A 19,857-nucleotide genomic window follows, 5' to 3' on the forward strand; every position below is an offset into this window, starting at 1 on the left:
TCGGCATATGGCTCTATTGCGAATAACCCGATGTGATCGGGGCTGGCTGAGTTAGACCGTCAGCTGCGGTTGCCACTTGCGCGGCGGGAATTCTTTAGCGTACCAGGCGGAACACGAAGTTCAAGGCTGGAAAGTCTTACCTTTGGTAGTGCATGGCCACGCGGCCAAGAAAAAACGAATGCGGAAAAAAGGAAAGGCGGAGGAACGAGTTCCTCCGCCTTTATGGGTGATCAATGTGCGGCGCGAGCCGCAGACTGACGGGACCCTACGGTGTGTCGGACCCACTGGAAAAGAGTGAGTTCGGTCTCGCTGCGAGCGCCTTGTTTACGGGCCTTGCAATGAAACCAGCGAGCTGCGCTGAAGGGAACCCCAGCAGCAGCCATGGCAGCCGGCGTACAGGCTGGGAGGGGGGCAGTGTTGATTGACTTCGACATAACATTTCCTTTGCACGAGGCAGGCCACATGGCCCCCAAAACGCTCATTTACGAAAGCTTTGGGGGACATGCGACCCAGAAATGAATGGTCAACCGCCCGAACACGGCTGTGCTAAAAGCAGCAGGCTGTGTCCGGGCGGGAATGCTATGAAGCGTGGACTTTCGTCCAGAAGAACCCTCGATCAGGAGGACATGGTTTTCACCAATGCAAGCTTTCGCCTACGGTTGCACTCCACTGGGGAGAGCTTGGCTGTGCGTTCAGGACAGCTGCCTATCGTGCCTCGTGCGAAGCGTTGGAAATTGCAGTGTACAACGTGCTGGGACGTGAATAAAGAATTTTTTTGTACCTTCCTGGCCGATTTGCCAAATGCCGGCTGTCCAGCGCTGGGCTGGCACTCCGGCAGCGACGCCGCTCCGATATCAGAACGTGCGAATCGCATATCAGAACGTCAGTTCGGACATCCGGCCAGACCATTCTGATACTGCTGCACTGACTTCCCGGTGCGAGACTTGCGGTACTCAAGAACGAGCCGCCAACGAAAAAGCCGCCCTCACGAGCTAGCCATTAACAAAATGTGTTGAAAATTCTGCGATCGTGACTAATATGTCTCTGATCGCAGAACCATTCCACAATTTTCGTGCCAGAGAATTCACTTTCGGCAATCGCTGCCCAGCCAAATCCCAAACTTCCCAGAACGCCGCCGGCGTTCAATGGGTTGCAGGTCAATTTTTGCAAGAACCCGTCTTGCGAGCTGTTCGGCGTGCGTGTTCCGGAAACTGCCAAAAAGGGTCACGGCGCTAAAAACTCCCACATCGTCGTTGCATTTGCCAAGGGCGACCCTGCCATACGCTGCAATAGTTGCGGGGAGCACTTCCCCCTCAAAAGCAATCTGGGGATTTTCGAAGAGTTCCACCGGATTTCCAAAACCACGTTCACTGTCCCCTGCTGCCCCGACTGCATGTGTAGTAACCACCTGGTTCCCATAACTCAACCCAAGGCCTACCATTCCTTTGGCCTGACAACTGCAGGCTCGCATTGCTATCGCTGCAAGGTTTGTTCAAAGACCTTTTCGGTCAAACCCAAGGGGATCAACCCAATCGCCCGGCAATTGCGATCTGACAAGAATCCCCCGGTGTTACGCATGTTGACGGGGAAGATGCCTTTACGTCGGATCTGTGAAGCGGCGGATGTGGCACCGAAGGTTTTGTACGAGCGCATCGACTTTTTCCATGAGCAATCCATGGCCCTCATGGCAGAGCGAGAGGCAAAGCTGGCCAGCATGAACATTCGCCGCCTGTATATCGGTGTTGACCGTCAGGAGTACGTGGTCAATTGGACGCAGCGCAAGGATCGACGCAATGTCGTGATCACCGCTGTGGCGTCGGCCGATAACGGTACCGGCTATGTGTTCGGAATGCATCCAAATTTTGATCCCATACCGGACCCAACCGTAATTCAGCGTGAGGTTGAGCGCATTGGGGATGCCGCACTCCCATCAGGTTACCGGCGATACGCGCGGCTGTGGCTGCAATCGGATTACGAGGAGGCTATGCACGGGTCTGTTCGTATCGCTGCTGGAAGCTTGACCGGAAAAATTGCCAATTCATATGCGCAAGCGGCCGGGCGAGAGGATGTCGAATCAGCCGAGTTCTTTGAGCAGCACGAAAAGCTGCCAAATGCCGGGATGCTGATTCACTCCGAGTACACCTTGTACGGGCATTTCATGCACTTGAACCGCCTGCTGGGTGGCGTAGAGAAGTTGCGGTTCTTTCTGGATCAGGACTCTGGCATTCGCGCAGCGTGTCTGGGCGCTTTCCATGAGCGCGTGAAAAACCGGACTGCAGATGCCTTGTATGTCAGCATGGCCAAAGAACTGACCATCGACCAAAAGCGCCAGCGCATGTCAGAGGCACGTGCAGCTTTTACCAAGGAATCGGCCCTGCACCCTGGATTGTCGGAAGCGCAGGTCAAACTCATTTTGCTCAAGCGACGCATCCAGGAGGCAACAGCTTTGGGGCAATGGCGGGACCGGTGGGTGTTTCACCCTTTGGTGTCCATGAGCGAGCCGGAAAAAGCTTCGTGCCTGCTGACTGATTTGGGGGACTACGACGAAGATCACCTGGCTTGGCTTCACAACAAGGCAAGTTTGCATGCAGTGGATTCCTGGTTCAACCGTTTGCGGCGGAGGTCTTCCATGCTGGAGCGACCGATCACTGGAGCGAGTAACCGTGGGCGCACCTGGAATGGCTATTCAGCGTACAGGCCCGAGCAGATTGAGAAGTTGCAGACCATTTTCAGGGCATGCCATAACTATGTCTGGACTGGCGAGAAGCGCACTGACACGCCTGCGATGCGGTTAGGGCTAGCCAAGGCGCCTTTGGATTACACCGACATCATCTATTTCAAGTAGTCCGCCTGTTTTGCGAGACGGGTGAAATGGCTTCCTGTCAGGTAACATGCTTTTTCGACAGGGAAGACATAACAATACATGGCGACTGCGCAGACTACCGTATCCGACCCACAACTTTGGCGGATCAAGACCCTAGAAAAAGCGGCGGGTTTTCCAGTTCCCAAGAAAGTCCGCTCTACACCCCAACTTGCCAGTGCGTGGATATCGCTTGCCTTGGAGAGCTTGACCGAAGCGGAGTATCTCGCGCTTGAAAGACCCCTTCCCCGCGGCGATAACACCGGTCTCCCAAATAAGGTCCGGGACTTGGCTGCGGCAATGGAGTTTGCGTCGCCGCCCGATATGGGCCGGGCAACTCTTCATGACTGGCTATTTGCGCTCGGCCGCGCAATTGCAGTGCCCGCGTCAGACAAGGTGCTGCAGTACTGGCAAAAAGCCCTGCTCTATCGGAACCTGACTGCATTTGCATCGATAGATGCGATTACAGATGCCCCCATCCATGGGCAACTGCATCTCGCTCTTCCCGCACTGTCACGTGAATACGAACCTTTGAGGACTGCGGAGCCAGGCAGCGCCACCGCCATCTTGATCGCTTTTTCGGCTGATAAGGACGGCAAACTCACGTCTGCTTTGCTGGGCATCCCACTCGCATGTGACCCGTCCACCCGAAAACTGCTACCGCCCACCGACGGAGCGCTACCGTTCTTCAACCGGGAGTGGCTGGAGCCGCCAGACCTGGATGCGCAGAAGGACTTGTACTTTGGAACCGTATTGGATTGCGATAACTTCGCCAGTAAGAATCCGCCTCCAGCAAATATGGGCTGGCCAGACTACTGGAAGTACGTTGAATTTTTCATTGGCGACGTCACCGGACAGCCCAACCCACTTCCGCATCTGGCATCCATTGTTGGTCGAGGCGATACCGCCTGGAAAATCGTTCCCTGGGACGCGGGTCTGGCCAGTAAGGGGATATTCAAAACATACCAGAGGGTGCTTGACGATGAATCTGCGCCTCTGTTACGCACGCTTTGTGCAAAGCCAGTCCCACCGCGTACGTTTGATGTTTCCAATGCACTGAAGGGGGCGCAAGCGCTGCTGGGGCATATTGACACCTATGAGCCGGAGAAGAAAACCCGTGTGGGTTTTGGTCTGGAGCAGAGCCAGCGTGTGGCGGCTACAGCAATCACCAAGGTAAGTGGTGGGCAGGTATTGACCGTGAACGGGCCACCCGGTACCGGCAAAACCAGTTTTCTTCGGGCAGTGATTGGCACGGTCTGCGTGCAGGCGGCGCTGGATACCAAAGATCCGCCTCTGATACTGGCAACCGCGGCAACCAATAAGGCCGTGACCAACATCATCGAGTCATTTTCCGAGGTTGCCGGGCCGGAAATGCAGCCCGCTTGGGAGAGTCGCTGGCTACCCGATTTGCCATCGTATGGTTGGTTTTATCCTGCTGGCTCCAAGCCCGACAAAGAAATCAGTTCGTTCATGGTGCTACGCAAAATTTGGAGTGCCAAGGGCGAACCGCCAAAGAATGCGATGACGGCGGCAGCCACGTCATTTTTTGATGCACAGGTTCAAAAGCGTCCCTGGCTGCTGGATAAGTTTCTGGAACTACACCGCCAGGTGCTGGGTTTGCCTGAATGCGCGCGTGATGCCGCGACCGCAGCGGCGCTGATTCATGGCCAACTGTCACTCTCCGTCAATTGCATGCATGACTTGCAGAAGCGATTGTGCAGTTGCCTGGACGCCCACTCGGTGAATTCGGCCTTCCAAGTTTCAGAAAGCATCTTGGCAAGCAAATTGGCTGATCTTGAACATGCCACTCTGGCTGGCCAGACGCAACTTGGGACGGCACAAGCCTCCCTGCGGTCATGGAATGCATGCCTTGGGCAACTTCGCGAAGCGGCACGATTGCGTAGTGCACGGACCGGCATTATTTACGCAATCAAGAAGCTTTTCTTCGGTGACAAGTTGGAGATTCAGGCACAGAGTCTCGAAAACACGGCACTGACCAAAATTGCCAGTTTCGATCCCGAGTTCACCGTCTATGGGGACGCGCTATTGCAGGGAGCTGAACGCCGTCAACTTCGGGCCGCACGCCAGGTTCCTGAGGATGCACAACGACTCAATGAACTTCAAATGGAACTTGAATCCGTCCAATCGATGCTTGCGGTCTGGGGCGACTGGCGTAAGGAAGTTCAACAAATAGTCGAGCTGCTTGGGCCGGTCGGAAATTCTGTGGAAAGGCTGTTTGCCCAATGGGTTGCGACAGGATTCAAGGATTCCTCTGACTTGCACCTGGGCTTTGAAGAAGCACTGGATCAGGTTTTTCGCTTTCGCCACTTCCATATGTCCGCGCGGTATTGGGAGGCGCGTTGGCTAGCAAGCGTTCCGGCGCCCAAGGATGAAGGAAATAACTTGCTGTGGCTGCAGCGCGCGTCGATGTTGGCTCCGGTCATCGTGGCCACCGTGTACACCATCCCAAAAATCCACAAAGAATTCGGGTTTGCCGACCTGCTGATCTTTGACGAGTCGGGACAAGCGGCCCCTGAAATCGGAGCGGCCAGTTTCGCCTTTGCCAAACGCGCCATCGTTGTGGGAGATATCCACCAGCTCAAGCCAGTCTGGAATGTGGGGGAACAAGCCAACCGGCGTCTGTGCTCGGACCTCGACATTGCCGAAATGCCAGAGGCTCAAAGTGCGGCGGTGGGCTCCATCATGCGGACTGCCCAGACGGTGACAGCTTTCACGACGCAGACAAACGGTGAATTGGGGCCAGGCATCGGACTGGTCGCGCACTACCGGTGCCGTGCAGACATCATTGAGTATTGTCGAAGGCTGATTTATGGAGAGGGCCTGTCACCTCGCCGTCAGGAGCGCCCGCCCAACGGACAAACAGATTTCCTTTACCCACCCATGGCATGGGTCGCCGTGAACCCAAAGGCATCGGCTCAAAAGCGCAACGGCTCCTGGATCAATCAAGACCAAGTCAACGAGATTCTTCGCTGGCTGCGGCACGATAAATCACGCATCCTGGCCCACTATGGCAAGACGAAGTTGTCGGGTGTCGTCGCCCTGATTGCGCCCTTTCGTGCACAGGCACATGCCATGCAAGAGGCCATTGCCTCCGAGTGGGGTGAGGAAGAAGCTAAATCCATGGTGATCAACACCGTCCATGCCCTCCAGGGAGCGGAAAAGCCCATCGTGGCCTTCGCGTTGACTCAGGACGATGGCAACTTTTTCGTGAACCGTGATGGTAAAAATCTCATGAATGTCGCGGTCAGTCGTGCCAAGGACTGCTTCATCCTCTTTGCAGCACCATCCGTCTTGCAACCGACCCTTTCGTCCAAACAAGCATACGCCGCACGAAAATCTGATACCCAAACCCCGCTCGATGTACTGGTTGGGTATTTGAACGAAAAAGGCAAACGCCTTTATCCCCGGGAAGTAGTCATCATCGAAGCGCCAGGCAAGGCGCAACGTGTGGAAGAAGCATTAGGCTTGTCAGCGCAGGTGATCTCAACTGGTGGCCACTTTCGGCGAATGATGGCCACGGGGGATACCTTGACGGCGGAAATCACCAACAAACAGACCTTGAATGATCTGATAGCTGTGACTGATGACTTGAGGCACATCGACCGCTTTTTTCTGGCAACTGACGACGACGATGATGGGGAAGAAATCGCCTGGCACGTCCAGGAGGTCATGAAAGAGAAAATCAAGGACCCTGACCGCATTCGGCGCATGCGGTTTTACTCGCTGGCACCTGACGACATACGTCAAGCACGTGAACTGGCATTGCCCGGCATAGATGCCCGCCGCGTTCGTGCCAACCTGGTCCGCGGCCTGTTTGACGCCGGGTTGCACCAGCAGCTTTCCATAGCGGGCATACAAGCCACTCGCCCGCAGATCGCATTGCTGCGCGAGATCGATCAGCGCTCCAGTGTCCCGGGTAAATGGCAACTGAAGATTAACGGGCATGTTGCCGGCAAGGAGGTTACTGGATTTGTGACCAGCGGCACAACTCATGGAGCCGAAAGGCCACTGGTCTTTACCAGCGAAGAGTCCGCTCAAGTGGATGCGGACCACATACCGCAGGGTTCGGCGGCTTCCTCTGTGGAGTCCACAAGCAAGCCCGTCAAGGTTCCACGATATCCGGCCAGTACCACTGCACAGACCCTTGTTGCGGCATACCGGCGATATGGCTGGGCCCCGCAGAAGACAATGGATGCACTCAAGGCGCTTTATCTGGGGCACAGGCGACCCAAGGTCATCGGGATCGGAAGCAATACCCAAAAGCCTTCGGAAGGTGAAAAGCCATGAGCGGGGTTTCCAGCTACCCACGTACCCGTGGCACCTATGTGTCACCCGAAGTCATTCGGGCACTTCTGGCACAGGGCTATATTTCTGAGGAAGACGTTCAAGGCTACAACGAATCGCTGTTGGGGACACCCGACTCCGGCCGCGAGTTGATCAAAGAAGTCGTTCAGGTCCTGCTCAAGGACCGCCGCGCGGACGTGGCATTTTTGGACAAGATCAACGCTGGCATTTTGCAAAAGCAATTCGCAGCGGCTACGGACGGAAAACCTGCCCCCGTTACGGTGTACCACCATAGTGGCGCTCGCAACCTCAATGGGTTCAGTTACCAGTCCGTGCCCTACACCAAGAAACTGGACCGGGCGCTTTACAAGCGGGAGCGATACGATTTTGACCGAAAGGAACGTGCCCTCTGGTTACGGGATGTCGGCGTAACGCACGCCCAAGCGTTGCGTTCAGCAGGTATACCTCAACGGGAAATTGACAGGATGGTTGAAGTCGGCAAGCCCCCAGACGGGTATCAGGTCCACCACCGCCTGCCCCTGGACGATGGCGGGGACAACAGTCCGGACAACTTCATTCTGATCAAGGACGATGTTGAGCATCGTGCGCTGCACGGTTATTACAACCCGGCAGAGCTGCGCATCCGTCATCTTGCCCTTGGTGAAACAGCTACCGTGGCCCTGGCGGTTCCGCCCAAGGACACCATTATTTACCCTGATCCGTCCAAGGGATACGTGTCAAATTCCGTTGGATTCTCAGTTTTCATGGAGATGTTTGATGAGCATTGAAACCCTGGTGCAGGACATTCAAAAAAGTCGTGGCAGGTACGACCTCTTCAACCCCGCGCCTGCCTCCGCTGAAGCGGTGGCACGGGTTGCACAGGATTTCGAACATGAGTTTGAACACCCATTGCCTGATGCTTATCAGACGCTGTTGCGGCACACTGACGGCTTAATGGAGGATGGTCTTACGATCTGGCCATGCTCGCCCCATTGGAAGTTTAGTGAATCCGTGGTATCCGCCAACCGTGAATTGCGAGAAAACGTATCTGAGGACTATCTGTATTTCGGCATGCGGGATGATTCTGCGTTTGTGATGGAGCTATCGACTGGACGTTTTTTGGCGGTAGAGCTCAATGGCCTGGCTGAATGGGAAGATTTCAAGAACGCAGAGGCCATGATCGAGTTCATGCTGAAACGCGCACTAGACTGACAGGGATGACCATGCATGCACATCCGATGCTCACACCGCTGCTACCCCTGCAACCACCGCCTACGGTCACACAGGGCTATCCAACGGACGCGGCGGCGGCATACACGCTGATTTGGAACAACACGTTGGGTCACTTGCGTGTGCCCCAGGCAGCAATCGAAGGGTTCAACAGTTATCAGTTGGGGAGCCTGTCCATTGGCGTGCGGTGGTTCTCCACAAGCGATCCCGTTCTGTCTACGCAGCTCAAAGAACTCGATACACGACGCGTTGCAAAATCTCCCGTACCAATAGGCTCGGTCGTTGAGGTTCCTGCTGGAGATTTTGTGGTTGAGTCGGTCACTCCATTCTTTGTGCCGACTCCCGGTTGCAACACGGATGCAGCCGCGTTGATTGAGTGGATGGATAAGCTGGAAGTCGCATCCACCGGGCGGATCGCAGAACTATTAGATGAGCTTGTAATTTCTGGCTGGTCCACATTGGAAGGTGACCAATATCGGTTGACACCTACCGGCAAGACTCAACTGGAGGTTTTGCGCAATTCCAGCTTGAGCAACATCGACGGGGCCACGACTGCCATGTGGCGCGATCTGACAGCAGCGTATCTAGAAAATTCGATTGGTCTTGCTGACTTGGTATCTCGGTCCAACCAACTATTTGGCGTTTCTGTAAGCGTGCCAACTAACGCCGTAGAAGCACTGGTACATGGCGAGCACACCGCCGAAGAGACCTATGCACTACGGGAAAATGTTGCACTGAAAGCCAGTTCAGATCTGCAATTTCCTGCCACGATGGATCCGGATCGCCTTCTGCCCGTTGGTGACCCATTGTGGGCGCAGCGAGATCAATTGGAGGCAGGTTTAACCATGGGCAGAGCGCATCGTTGGCTCTGCCTTTCTCCGTCGGAAAAGGCGTCGATTCGGATGGGAGCACTATTGACCAATCTTGTAACGGATGACGAACGGCAACGATTCTGTTCCTCTTGCGTGTTTGATGTTCGCTCGCGATGGTTGATTGGGTTGGGGCCGGACGCTGCCCCACCGTCTGCATCTATCGCGCTTCGGAGTTATGAGGCATGGGCCCACTCGAAAAGCGATTGAATGACTTTGTCTCAGATCTTGCCGATCTGACAGCAAGCAACCCCAGAAACACGAAACCCCCGTGACCTTTACGGTGCGCGGGGGCGTGTTGTTATTGTAAGTCTGACTTTGACTCGCCTTCTGCGGGATCGGCTTGCTGGAGCTTACGTTCAAGGTCCGGCAGGAAAACCTGCACTGTCTCCCACACAAGATCAAGGTTGGTCTCGAAATAGCCGTGGACCATTCTGTTTCGCATCCCCTTCATTTGGTTCCAGGGGATATCAGATCGCTGCTGAGCAAACGTTCCGTGCTCACCCAGAATTTGGGCTGCTGCCTCACCGATCACGAGAATTTTCAGGATGACGGCATCCTGTGTCTTTCGGTCCTGCATGAACACTTCTTTGGTTGTCCCTGCGATGTAACTGTGTACTTGTCGAGTGGCATCCAAAATATGTTCTATGTAGTCAACGTGTCGAAGTTGCCTTTGTTTTGCATTCATACAGGCACGGCCTCGCTGAGAACCTGATTCCTGAATTTCTTCGGCAGGTCACCTGGTGTCAGAACGTCAACAGAAATCCCAAGGGATTCTTCTAACTCGATCTGGATGGCCCCCAGGTCCAGCAACGTAGCACCGGGCAATGGGTCCACCAATAAGTCCAGGTCGCTTGTTTCCGTGTCTTCTCCACGCAAGACCGACCCAAAGACCCGTAGGTTCTCCGTACGATGAAGCAGCGCAACGCTTCGGATTAAATCCCGATTTTGTCGAAGTACCTCGGAAGGTCTGCGATTCATGGATCGTTCCTTTAAGACGTTGACTGAGCCAGATGCCATAGTACCAAAACCAAGGCGGTGGCAGTCTAATTCTTCAGTGTTCATTGAAGGTCCTTTTGGAAATCGGGAGCAGCACCCCCTTGCGGGCATGTTTCATCCCCGAATGGTATTGAAAAATGATTCTCAGACGACGCCAGCATCGACATCAATCCAAGAAAAGATGTGTCGCGGCGCTTCGGTAAAAAAAAGTCCCCCATGGTCGAAACCAAGAGGGAGTTCCAAAAACCTACGCCCGTAGTTGAGGGCACTCATTGGCGGGATTGACGCGCCAGAAGGGTGCTGCGATTGCAGCCTCTACCGTGATCGGTTTTGGCCAACGAAGTTCATTGGCGAACCGTGGCCATGGTCCATCGTAACCATCATTGCTAGGATTCCCATTGGGTGGGAATGCAGGCACCATGTCCAAAAGTCCGCCATCAAAGGGCAGTATCAATTCGAACTGTTGGCCGTTGGCCTTTAGTTCAACGAAATCAGCGACATCCGCTCCAGAAGGAACGCCATCAGGCTGCAACCGTTGGAAAAGGTCTTCTGCAGTTTCTTTACCGTAGCAATTGCAGACCTTTGGCGCTGTCCCGTCACGCTGCTTGGCGATTCGGTGTGCCAAAAGGTTCAATAGCAATTGCCTGGTGGCTCCGTCAATTTCAATTTGCATGTTATCTCCATAAGTCAAAAGAATCTGGAGACGACGCTGCCCCGAGGGGACAAGGGTCCCCAGCGGGTTGAAATGAAAAACGGACTTGATTTCTCAAGCCCGTTTTTACGGTTGACTAGGGTTTTTCACCCTGATGTTGAAGCTTTTTAAGGTTTCAACATATTTTGTTAACGGCTAGCCACGAGGGGCGGCTTTGGAAGATGGCTCAAAGGCTGTTGGTGCGCCTTGCGGCATCCAGCCAGGCCTGCGCCTGTTGCTCCTTGGGGAAGTAGTCCGAGAAGCGCGAATGAGGCGAGGCGAAACCGTCCTCAGTGACGTAGCAGCCGACGTAATAGCCCGCGGCGCTTTGCATCACCTCGGGCTCGCCGACGACCCGGTCCGATTTTTCCGGAACGGCCGTGCCGGGATTGTGGTCAAAACTCATGGTGTGAACCTCAGTAAGAGTTGATGAAAGTAGACCGCGAGGGCCGCACCTGGAACGAAAGAGTTCCAGATGCCCAGGAGCGAGGTCCCGGTGTACGCGAACTGCTGCAGCAGCAGCTTGTGGAACTTGCCCTGGATTGCGAACACGATCCAGCACACGTTCGAGCAGAGAAAGAGCAGCCAGCCGTAGCGGCTGTACTGACTCATGCTGGCGACCAGCAGAGCGCCGGCGATGCCCGTGAGGGCACCGCAGGTCTCCGCATCTAGCCTGAGTTTCACGCGACAGCCTTGACTGGGTTGAAGCGCGATTCCAGGCCACACTTGACCGCGAGAACGCGGGGATTCTTGTGCTGGCCAACTGCCTCCTCCAGCGTAAGGCCGATGGGGATCGGCACCAGTGCGGGAAGGGGCAGATAGGAACCCTCGCGCGGCAAGGTTGTTGCCGGCGCAGGGTCGAAAGCGAAGCCCGCCGGGGGGCAAGCAACCGGCAAGGGACCGCTGGCAGATTTGGGCATAGTGCTCCTCAAATGAGTTGTTGCGCCTGGTGATCAGGTGCAGGGATTGGCCGTTTCAAAGGCGAGAAGTGCGGCGTCGACCTCTTTGGAAACGCCTTGAGGCAGGACCAAATTGATCAACGTGGTGTAGGGCTTGATGCCCGTCACCTGCTGAAGCGAGGCGCCCAATGCAGCTTCGAGCTTTGCACGGAGCACCTCTGTCAGGAGGATTTCGTCGCCAAAGGCGCAAAAGGTGAAGTGCGGGAGATCGCCGAGCTGATGGACGCCATACTTTTCCCGTATCGCCTTGAGGAGATGGAAAAAAAGGACATCCTCCAGCATGAGCGCAGCCAATGCATTTTGGATTTTCATGAAAGATTCCAGAGATGGAATGAAGAAATGGCCCGAAAGCCATGACGAAGGCTGGTGAAAGGTCCAGCTGACCTCGAAACTTGCGTTATCGAACCGGTACTTTAGCTCAAAACAATCGCGCTGGCGAGCGCGCCCGGCTTTGTCACTCTAATAGTTTGATCAGATGGCAATGCCGTAGGCCTTCGCCATGTCCAGCAACGCAGTGTCTTTCATAAACAGCGGCGCAACTGCCACTGGGGCCTTCGCGGGTGGCTGTTTTGGCCACCGGTTCTCGTCGGTGCATTTCTTGACCATGGTGAGGCAGAAGCGGCGATATCTCTCCCCGTCCGCCAATACCTCAGGCGTCATGATGAATGACCTGGTGACATGGGGCTCCTCCTTCTCGACGGAAAACAACGCGAAGTTCGCGTCGACGCCGAACACAGCCTTTACCCCGGCCCGATAGTGCGCGGCTTGGAGGTCGTAGCGGAAGTTGAATACATCCTGGATGAACGCATGCTCCGCAGCGCACCTTGTCGACTTCAGGTCACCAATCAAAGCCGACATGCCCAAAGTCAACGCGTCAGGACGCGCTTTGCAGAGCAGACCGGTTTCCTCGTCAATCCAGAAAAGGCTCCGTTCCTTGATTGCGGGGGCCACATTTGCGACTCCTTCCAGCCAAGCGTCGAGGGGAAAGTCCTCCATCTGGCGCAATGCGGCCGCCATGCCGAGTGCCGTCTCGTACTGGGCTTCGGTGATGTGCGTTTTACCCAAGTGCTGCACTCTGAACAGGTCCCAATTCATTCCCTGCCGACGGCCCTCGGACCACACGACAAATTCTGAGTTCACCAGATGCGGCTCCAGCACCATGGTGTGCAGGAGGCGCCCGAGGCGGAGCGCGTCAGTCTCTATTGGGGGGCGCTGCAGCCTGAGCTGGTATCTCGCCGGCGAGACGAGCATGTGCTTGAGACGCGACGACGAGAGGCCGGGCGAACCATTGTGATACTCGTCCGCGCTCATTTCGCACCAGAACGAACCGGGAGAAACCCCGGGTGTTTGGAGCCCTGGCAGACGCTGTGTAGGCGCGGCGGCGGCCTTGGCCTTGGGGTTGGTGAGGTTGCCAAGGAACCCGAGATCGAATGTGTTGTTCATGGAATGCCAATAGGTCGATTTCAATTCAATCAGGATGGCACATGAGAGAAGAAATTCAACTGCTCTTGTCACTCGGGGTCTGTCACTCCTGCAGGAATCGACAGATTTGCCATCATCGGGCCATATGCACTATTTGACTCATCCAGAAATTGAACACATTGAGCTACTTGACAACTACCGCGGCGGGATCTTCGCGATGCCGGTGCTGCTCAATCCGCAGGGGTTGAGAGCCTACGGCGGAGATGGCCACGATGTGATGGGGGGAGACCCTCTTCGCCGGCTCGACTATGAAGCCGTGGGTACGGTGCTTCACAAGAGCGGGCTGCTTTCTAAGGACGGTCAGAACGCGACCTTTCTGGCGCATGCGGTTGATGCTAGCTTTGTGAGCAGCAGCCGTGGCGAAGCCCAACCAGGTCTGATGAAGGCACTCGTGACATTGCATCAGTCACTGCCCTCGTCAGACGACATCCTCAAGCACTTTCGAATATCGGGGTTTGACCCTAACGGTGGCGGGCTCGTGTTCATCTTTGGCCTCGTTTATCGGCATGCCTCCGACCTTCGTCCGATCTACCTGCCAGAGCCCAATGAGTTTCTCTTTAGCCGCGAGAGGCTGGACATTGAGGTGGCCCTCTGTGGCAATCAGCCTGGCATGTTCCGGCACCAGGTGCTTGCGCCCTACCCGCTCTCTACGGCGATCGCCCAAGGTGTGGCGAGCGCGGTTTCTTGTCACACGGGAATGACGGACCAGCTGCTGTCCTGCAGCATTGGATTCACTCAGCATGGGGACATGATGATGGAATTGCTCGATGACGAGGGAACGGCGGCAGTTTCGGTCAATTTTGCGAGGGATGCTCTGTCGCCGGCGGACATATCGCACATTCACCAGCAAGCACTCCGAAGTGCCGCGATGGGCGCGGCTGCAGCACCAAACTATTTCCGTCACTAGGGGTTGAAGTCTTTGGGAGATATGAGATTCTGAATCAGCAGTTCGATAGCTCAAACAGCCCAAGCAAGATCCATTTTGTTGGAGAAAAGATGACCGAAACCACACAATCCGCACCGACCCCCGCCGTTGTTGCCACAATGCCGCTGCCAACGCTGCGCGGTCTGCTGGGAGGCCTCACCTATCAAACGCCTGTAATCGGCACGATCCGCATTGGCAGCGTGGAGGACCGGCTGGGCATTAAGACGCCCGTACCCGACGACGAATTCAGCGTCCACGCGCGTTTCAGGAATGAGCAAGGAACATGGGAAGAGCATGCCTCCCACGCGAAGCTCAAGGAGGACGCGGGGCACTTGGTGAACGGGAAATTGCGCAAAATACCCGTGCGACTCGTCTACGACTCGCCGAACTTGAACATGGGCGAACAGTACGCGGCGTTTACGAGCAATGGGCGACCAGCGTGCGTAGGAAACGGGTGCACTGCGCGGCAGACGACTGCCGAAGGCGTGGTGGAGGTTCCATGCCCCGGATCTGATGCCTGTGTTTTTGGCTTGGACGAGGCACACCGGTGTGGCACCCTTACTCGGGCCATCTTCCATCTGGAAGGCCAATCGGAGGCTGAGGGGGTGTTTATCTTTCGCACCGGGTCTTACAACTCGGTGAACGACATGCGCTTTCGGTTGGAAACGCTGCACGCTGGTTTTGGGAAGAAGCTTGCCGGTCTTCCGATGTGGCTCACGATGCGTCTAAAAAGTACCGCTCAGTCGTCTGGCCACCCATTTTTCTACGTTTCTCTTGAGCCGCGGTTTGAGACTCTTGCCGAGGCATCGAAGGCGCTGAAAGATCGGATCGGTAAAGAAGAGGAAGCTGGTTTCAATCGCGAGGCCTACGAAGCGGCTGCAGCGTTGCTTCTCGCGAACGGGGCTTTCGCAGACCACGCGGAAGATACGGCCGAGTTTGAGGAGCTGCTTGTCGGGCGAGTTGCGACCACGCCAACCGGTAGCCGTCGTCCGCAGCGGGTGGCGACGGTGGTGCCGGACCTCTCCAACCTTGTCAGTAGCTATGCAGGGGGTAGCGCAAACGAAGCGGCGCCGGTGGCGCATCCTGCTCGCCAGCAAGCCGCGTAGTTGGGCCCGCGGGGCCCGAAGGCCTCGGAATAGCCTCAATGTTGCTGATTTGGGCCTTTTTCTCGCCGGGATACCGGGCCTAAGCTCTTTATTCTGTGACCATGGAAATCCTGGTTGCCAGAACTCGACTTGACTGTGCGTATGCGCTGGAGAACATCGACACCATAGCCGAAGCCATGGTGGCGGCAAAGGCGGCGCCTGGCCATGCTCAATGCCTCTGCACCTCGCCGGCGAGAAAACTGGTTATTCGCACGGTTGGCAACCGGCACTTCTTGGCAGTCTGGCCGCACGATGGACACCACCACCACTATGCCTGCCCTTTCCACCGCGCCGAGGTAGAGGCCGGGGGCGGTGGTTCGCTGGTCGAGCCGGCGGTTAGGGAGACCGAGGATGGATTCGACATTGCGGCGGACTTTCCGCTAAGTCGAATTCTGAAGCGCGAGCCGCCAGATCCAGCCGCGCAATCAACCGCCCTTCACGCACCCGCATATCGCACCCAACGCTCCCGGATGGGCCTCCTAGGCCTCCTGCAGCACCTTTGGACCGTCGGCGGCCTAAATCGGTGGGGAAGGGGCTGGAAGCGCGACTGGTGGCGAGTGACGCAAGAACTTATTGGCGTGATCGAGCAGGGGTCGCTGGGCGCCAAGCCGATGATCGAGCAGCTGTACCTGGTCCCGGAATTCAGCTTGAAGCGCAAGGACCTGATCGACCAGGCTTGGGATGACTTCAAGAGTCGTCTGGTGCCCAGTGAAGAGCAGGTTCGGATGGGCTTGGTCATCGGGGAGATCAAGGACTTCGGAAGCTCAAGCTTTGGGTACAAAACCACTCTACGGCATTTCCCAACGCCTCTATATCTCAAGCAGGAGCTCCGTCAGAAGCTTTCCGAGTCATACCCCAGGGCTTTCCACAAGCTCAACGCCAGCCTGAACCAGCGCAACATCGGAATTTTTCTGGTCGAGCTCGCGCCTAAAGGCTATCTGAACGTGATCGACGGCGCGCTGATGGCCTGCAGCCTTCAGTACATTCCCGTTGATTCGTCCTATGAGGCGCAGGTTGCGCACAAGCTAGTCGATGAGGGCCGGGCCTTCTCGAAGCCGCTTCGTTTGGAGGTGGACGCGTCCAGCTTGCCAGATTTTGTCCTCACGGACACGAATCCGCCTTGCGTCATGGAGGTATACGGCATGACCACCAGCGAGTATCTCGAACGCAAGGCGCAGAAGCAGGCACGGTATCGCGAAGAGGGGAAACCCGTGTGGGCATGGGATGCCGCGGTGGACAAACACATCCCGCGATTCCCTGAGCGGCCGGTGATGGGGAACACTTCGTCGTGAGCAACATCAACCTGGTGCGTGTGGACGGCCTGGGGCTCAGCTACCTGGAGACCGTGGGCATTCCCGACGGAACTGTTCAAGCCGTGGAGGTGCTTGTCAAAAAAGCTCAGGCACCGAATGCCGTTATCAGGCCGGAACTCCTCGGCATTGCCAAGCAGATCACAACAGACTTTTCCCTTTATCGCCGAGTACCGGAGGTCGCTTCAATCTTGCTCGGGAAGAAAAGCATCACCGGCGGGACGAGATCGCGAATTCGCGAAGCGGAGCGGTATGTCGAGACCTTCTGCCTTTCTGAGTGGCGTTCGGACGAGCTGCAGCTTCTCGACAGCCTTCTTTCGACTGCGAACCACCAACCCTTGGCTGGTTGAACTGTGACTTCTACTGATTTACCTCCATTGGGCCTGATGCCGCTCGATCCCCAGGGGCTCATGATCACACGGAGAGCCCTGGTCAATGCGCTGGCGGCCGCGGCGATGTCGACCAGCCTGCCGGCGTTCGCCGTTACGCCCGAGTGGGGGAAGTCCCCGACGGAGATTACAAGCGACTTCTGGACTCAGCCGCGGTGGGTTTGGCTTAAGCGGGCGGGGACGAACGAGGAAATCAAAGTCGTTTATTGGGCCAACGGGCAGTTGATTCCCGAGGCGTATCAGCAGCTGTCTTGGTTTCTGCGCGATCGGCGATTTGCAGAGCTACTGAGCAGTGACAGTCCGATCATTGCAAAGGCCGTCAGCTCCGGTCGCTTGGCGAAAAATCAGATGACGCCATGGGCCCTCATGGATCCAGTCGTCTTGGATATCCTCTACGCCTACAGCGCCTGGCTTCATGTGTACGGGGTGACTCGCCCTTTGATGGTTACGAGCGGCTTCCGGCACTTCATTTCGAACGAGTTGACGGAAGGCGCCGCGCTTGCCAGCTGGCATCCAAAGGCTGGAGCGGTTGATTTTTACGTACCCGGCGTCCCGGTCGAGCAGACTGCGCGGTTTGGCCAATGGCTGGCGGGCGGTGGCGTCGGGCTATACCTGAAAAAGAACTTCACGCACGTCGATCGCGGGCGTGTCAGGAGCTGGCAGTCATAGCTGCTGGCCCTCTTCCAGGACAGGGGCCGTATTCATTGATGAGTGGGCCCGGAGCATTTGCCGGGGCGATTTTCGGAAAGCGCCGGCCCAAGAAAAAACCCCGTGCTAGAAGCGCGCTTCTACACGGGGTTGATTTTTCGGGTTGCTCTTCGAACGAAGAAAGAACCCTTGTAAGACTATCGCAGTTGCGGTGCGATTCTAATCCTTCATGAGGGAGTGCCATTTCGAAATCAGCGTGACCAGGTGATGGGCAAGTGATGTTGCTCGAGGGCTGGCATCGGCGTAGCTGGAAAGCCAGAGCTCCACCTCCCCCTAGGGAGATGGGCTCGGGACGCGATAGGGCCGGCGCCGGCATTACCAACGGCTACGCGAGGCTTCCACCTCCTTCCGACAGGGCTTCATAGTCCTGCAAGAGGGCGTCGTACTCACGTGCCAGGCGTTGGCCACGCTCCTGCCAAAACAGGTGCTTGGCCCGTTCAGGGTAGCCACTCAGCATGCTGCTGACGGCGCCTAGGATGTCGGTCCCCAGTCTCAGCTCAAGGTCGACGAGGCGCATCTGCGGAGTCCTTTCCCACGGCCGCTTGCGGTACTCATTGAAGAGTGCAATTGGCAGTTGGTAGAAGGCGCGCAGCGTGGCAGCGACAAAAAGGAGCAGCGCTTCCAGGTTGGTGACGTAGGGCACATGCGCCGCTTCCATCAGCTCGATCTCATCGAGCTCGGGTTTGGTCCGTTCCCAGACCTTTTGCGCACACAAGGTGCCCTGCTGGATGATGATGTGAGCGATCAGGCCAACCGCTGCGAAGCAGACCATAAGGTCAATGGCGTCCATTTTTTCTCCAAATGAAAAAAGGCACCAATCCCTACGGAGTTGGTGCCCCGTAGGCAAAGAGGAATCGTATTCACGAGTTCCACAGGCTGATTAGCGGTTCAAGCTGACCGTCGCGACTTTCGCCGAGAGCCTCCAGTTTAGCCGCTTCTGCGGCCTCCGGCAAGGCAGTGACAATCGCGCGGGCTTTCAGGGCTGCTCAGGCGCCGCAGGCCCCTCTGGGTAGAACACCAAGGGCACGGCCGGCGGCACCGTGACTGTTTTCCAGTGAACGAGATCAGCCGTTGTCACTCGCTTTACGAGGTGGCCGGGCACCTGCCCTACTTCTGCGAGTAAGCGATCCCGCTGTTCACTGGGCCTGGTCCACACCCGGAGCGTGGTCAGCTCGATCCACGCAGTTCCTTTGTTCACCGCCAGGGAAATCCCGAGCCAGGGCTGCGATGGGAATCGAAATTGTCCCGGGGTGCCATCACTGACATCCGGCGGCTCGGACAGCAACACGCGCATGTACGCGCCGTGAATCGCGAAGTTGACGCCAGGATCGACGCGGCGCTGATGGCCACCGATGAAGGCCACGGTGCAGGCTGATGCACAGAATGCCTGCGCTTTCCGCACCTTTGGCACGCAGGTGTCGTAGCCGTGGTCATCGAGCCAGACCGCCAGCTCCCTCCCACCCGAAGAGTGACCGCCCAAAGACTCAAAACACAGGGTTTTGACGTCCGCCCGACGCTGCAGCTGGGCTAGGATCGGATTGGCGTTTTCGGGAATGGGGCCACGCAGGACGGCGGCAGCGGAGCAGTTCTTGCCTTCACAAACCCTGCCCCATAGAATTGCCGGCTGTTCGCCGGAGCGGAACGGGAAAAGCTGTGCTGCTGCAGCCACAACCAATAACGCGATCAGCACCCATTTCAAATAGTAGAAGATGCGCGGGCGTTTTTGCTTCTGAGAGTTTTGGACAGTCATGTTGTCCAAGGGTACCTGACCTCGATCGGATTTCAAGCCTCGCGCGCCGGGCGGGTGCATCACAAATTCTCGTACGAGATTCGGACGCCATCTTATGACGTGGTTGAGATACCGCCAATCCCATCGGTGTCAGTGATTGTTTTAGCATTCAGGAGGCGAACATCTTTGTCCAGTATTCCTCGCAATTAAAGTCGTAAACAGCACCGTAGCATCCATGCGGGTTAGCGGCGTTTCG

General features: G+C 56.5%; 19 protein-coding genes. 10 read left to right on the forward strand and 9 right to left on the reverse strand.

The window, feature by feature from the left end; genetic code table 11:
- The first annotated feature begins 1,072 nt into the window (after positions 1-1,072).
- The 5 genes from BPRO_RS26750 to BPRO_RS29105 all read left to right on the forward strand — a co-directional run bounded on the left by BPRO_RS26750 (position 1,073) and on the right by BPRO_RS29105 (position 9,474).
- Positions 1,073-2,845, forward strand: a complete 1,773-nt coding sequence (locus tag BPRO_RS26750; RefSeq protein ID WP_011486181.1) for a hypothetical protein — start codon at positions 1,073-1,075, stop codon at positions 2,843-2,845.
- Between the two features lie 78 nt (positions 2,846-2,923).
- Positions 2,924-7,168, forward strand: coding sequence for an AAA domain-containing protein (locus BPRO_RS26755; RefSeq protein ID WP_157046063.1), 4,245 nt, complete (start codon positions 2,924-2,926; stop codon positions 7,166-7,168).
- Complete coding sequence (locus BPRO_RS26760) at positions 7,165-7,953, forward strand: HNH endonuclease signature motif containing protein (protein ID WP_011486183.1); 789 nt, start codon at positions 7,165-7,167, stop codon at positions 7,951-7,953. Before BPRO_RS26755 ends, BPRO_RS26760 begins: the two co-directional genes overlap by 4 nt.
- Positions 7,943-8,377, forward strand: a complete 435-nt coding sequence (locus BPRO_RS26765; RefSeq protein WP_011486184.1) for a YrhA family protein — start codon at positions 7,943-7,945, stop codon at positions 8,375-8,377. Before BPRO_RS26760 ends, BPRO_RS26765 begins: the two co-directional genes overlap by 11 nt.
- A gap of 5 nt (positions 8,378-8,382) precedes the next feature.
- Positions 8,383-9,474 (forward strand): hypothetical protein, encoded by a 1,092-nt coding sequence (locus BPRO_RS29105; protein ID WP_011486185.1) that lies wholly within the window; start codon positions 8,383-8,385, stop codon positions 9,472-9,474.
- A gap of 91 nt (positions 9,475-9,565) precedes the next feature.
- Here BPRO_RS29105 and BPRO_RS26770 read toward each other — a convergent pair whose 3' ends face one another.
- From BPRO_RS26770 to BPRO_RS26800, 7 genes are all read right to left on the reverse strand, one after another.
- Positions 9,566-9,952, reverse strand: a complete 387-nt coding sequence (locus BPRO_RS26770; RefSeq protein ID WP_011486186.1) for a HepT-like ribonuclease domain-containing protein — start codon at positions 9,950-9,952, stop codon at positions 9,566-9,568.
- Positions 9,949-10,245, reverse strand: a complete 297-nt coding sequence (locus tag BPRO_RS26775) for a nucleotidyltransferase family protein (RefSeq protein WP_011486187.1) — start codon at positions 10,243-10,245, stop codon at positions 9,949-9,951. The genes BPRO_RS26770 and BPRO_RS26775 overlap by 4 nt, the downstream gene beginning before the upstream one ends.
- A gap of 265 nt (positions 10,246-10,510) precedes the next feature.
- A complete protein-coding gene (locus BPRO_RS29110) occupies positions 10,511-10,936 on the reverse strand; it encodes a hypothetical protein (protein ID WP_157046064.1) in 426 nt (141 codons plus the stop codon).
- 205 nt (positions 10,937-11,141) lie between these two features.
- Positions 11,142-11,360, reverse strand: coding sequence for a hypothetical protein (locus BPRO_RS26780; RefSeq protein ID WP_011486189.1), 219 nt, complete (start codon positions 11,358-11,360; stop codon positions 11,142-11,144).
- Positions 11,357-11,638 (reverse strand): hypothetical protein, encoded by a 282-nt coding sequence (locus BPRO_RS26785; RefSeq protein ID WP_011486190.1) that lies wholly within the window; start codon positions 11,636-11,638, stop codon positions 11,357-11,359. Before BPRO_RS26785 ends, BPRO_RS26780 begins: the two co-directional genes overlap by 4 nt.
- A 269-nt stretch (positions 11,639-11,907) precedes the next feature.
- Positions 11,908-12,225, reverse strand: coding sequence for a hypothetical protein (locus BPRO_RS26795; protein WP_011486192.1), 318 nt, complete (start codon positions 12,223-12,225; stop codon positions 11,908-11,910).
- 159 nt (positions 12,226-12,384) lie between these two features.
- Positions 12,385-13,356, reverse strand: coding sequence for a PD-(D/E)XK nuclease-like domain-containing protein (locus BPRO_RS26800; RefSeq protein WP_041390640.1), 972 nt, complete (start codon positions 13,354-13,356; stop codon positions 12,385-12,387).
- Positions 13,357-13,480: 124 nt separating this feature from the next.
- Here BPRO_RS26800 and BPRO_RS26805 point away from each other — a divergent pair, with 124 nt between their 5' ends.
- From BPRO_RS26805 to BPRO_RS28265, 5 genes are all read left to right on the forward strand, one after another.
- Positions 13,481-14,302 carry a hypothetical protein gene (locus BPRO_RS26805; RefSeq protein ID WP_011486194.1) on the forward strand — a complete coding sequence of 274 codons (822 nt, stop codon included), beginning with the start codon at positions 13,481-13,483 and terminating at the stop codon, positions 14,300-14,302.
- Between the two features lie 89 nt (positions 14,303-14,391).
- Complete coding sequence (locus BPRO_RS26810; protein WP_011486195.1) at positions 14,392-15,426, forward strand: hypothetical protein; 1,035 nt, start codon at positions 14,392-14,394, stop codon at positions 15,424-15,426.
- Positions 15,427-15,527: 101 nt separating this feature from the next.
- Positions 15,528-16,757, forward strand: coding sequence for a DUF1173 family protein (locus BPRO_RS26815; RefSeq protein ID WP_011486196.1), 1,230 nt, complete (start codon positions 15,528-15,530; stop codon positions 16,755-16,757).
- Complete coding sequence (locus BPRO_RS26820) at positions 16,754-17,125, forward strand: hypothetical protein (RefSeq protein WP_011486197.1); 372 nt, start codon at positions 16,754-16,756, stop codon at positions 17,123-17,125. The genes BPRO_RS26815 and BPRO_RS26820 overlap by 4 nt, the downstream gene beginning before the upstream one ends.
- A gap of 36 nt (positions 17,126-17,161) precedes the next feature.
- Positions 17,162-17,833: a YcbK family protein gene (locus BPRO_RS28265; protein ID WP_049764339.1), complete on the forward strand. Its 672-nt coding sequence runs from the start codon at positions 17,162-17,164 to the stop codon at positions 17,831-17,833.
- A 364-nt stretch (positions 17,834-18,197) separates the two neighbouring features.
- Here the strand turns inward: BPRO_RS28265 and BPRO_RS26830 are convergent, their stop codons facing one another.
- Positions 18,198-18,662, reverse strand: a complete 465-nt coding sequence (locus BPRO_RS26830) for a hypothetical protein (RefSeq protein ID WP_011486199.1) — start codon at positions 18,660-18,662, stop codon at positions 18,198-18,200.
- Between the two features lie 186 nt (positions 18,663-18,848).
- Positions 18,849-19,622, reverse strand: coding sequence for a hypothetical protein (locus BPRO_RS26835; protein ID WP_041390642.1), 774 nt, complete (start codon positions 19,620-19,622; stop codon positions 18,849-18,851).
- Positions 19,623-19,857: the final 235 nt, after the last annotated feature.

Source organism: Polaromonas sp. JS666, assembly GCF_000013865.1.
Taxonomy (GTDB): Bacteria; Pseudomonadota; Gammaproteobacteria; order Burkholderiales; family Burkholderiaceae_C; genus Polaromonas.

Bases quoted from the DNA above. Each gene is read 5' to 3' on its own strand.
- BPRO_RS26755 (WP_157046063.1), top strand. From the start codon at position 2,924: ATGGCGACTGCGCAGACTACCGTATCCGACCCACAACTTTGGCGGATC.
- BPRO_RS26760 (WP_011486183.1), top strand. From the start codon at position 7,165: ATGAGCGGGGTTTCCAGCTACCCACGTACCCGTGGCACCTATGTGTCA.
- BPRO_RS26765 (WP_011486184.1), top strand. From the start codon at position 7,943: ATGAGCATTGAAACCCTGGTGCAGGACATTCAAAAAAGTCGTGGCAGG.
- BPRO_RS29105 (WP_011486185.1), top strand. From the start codon at position 8,383: ATGACCATGCATGCACATCCGATGCTCACACCGCTGCTACCCCTGCAA.
- BPRO_RS26770 (WP_011486186.1), bottom strand. From the start codon at position 9,952: ATGAATGCAAAACAAAGGCAACTTCGACACGTTGACTACATAGAACAT.
- BPRO_RS26775 (WP_011486187.1), bottom strand. From the start codon at position 10,245: ATGAATCGCAGACCTTCCGAGGTACTTCGACAAAATCGGGATTTAATC.
- BPRO_RS29110 (WP_157046064.1), bottom strand. From the start codon at position 10,936: ATGCAAATTGAAATTGACGGAGCCACCAGGCAATTGCTATTGAACCTT.
- BPRO_RS26780 (WP_011486189.1), bottom strand. From the start codon at position 11,360: ATGAGTTTTGACCACAATCCCGGCACGGCCGTTCCGGAAAAATCGGAC.
- BPRO_RS26795 (WP_011486192.1), bottom strand. From the start codon at position 12,225: ATGAAAATCCAAAATGCATTGGCTGCGCTCATGCTGGAGGATGTCCTT.
- BPRO_RS26800 (WP_041390640.1), bottom strand. From the start codon at position 13,356: ATGAACAACACATTCGATCTCGGGTTCCTTGGCAACCTCACCAACCCC.
- BPRO_RS26805 (WP_011486194.1), top strand. From the start codon at position 13,481: ATGCACTATTTGACTCATCCAGAAATTGAACACATTGAGCTACTTGAC.
- BPRO_RS26810 (WP_011486195.1), top strand. From the start codon at position 14,392: ATGACCGAAACCACACAATCCGCACCGACCCCCGCCGTTGTTGCCACA.
- BPRO_RS26815 (WP_011486196.1), top strand. From the start codon at position 15,528: ATGGAAATCCTGGTTGCCAGAACTCGACTTGACTGTGCGTATGCGCTG.
- BPRO_RS28265 (WP_049764339.1), top strand. From the start codon at position 17,162: ATGCCGCTCGATCCCCAGGGGCTCATGATCACACGGAGAGCCCTGGTC.
- BPRO_RS26830 (WP_011486199.1), bottom strand. From the start codon at position 18,662: ATGGACGCCATTGACCTTATGGTCTGCTTCGCAGCGGTTGGCCTGATC.
- BPRO_RS26835 (WP_041390642.1), bottom strand. From the start codon at position 19,622: ATGACTGTCCAAAACTCTCAGAAGCAAAAACGCCCGCGCATCTTCTAC.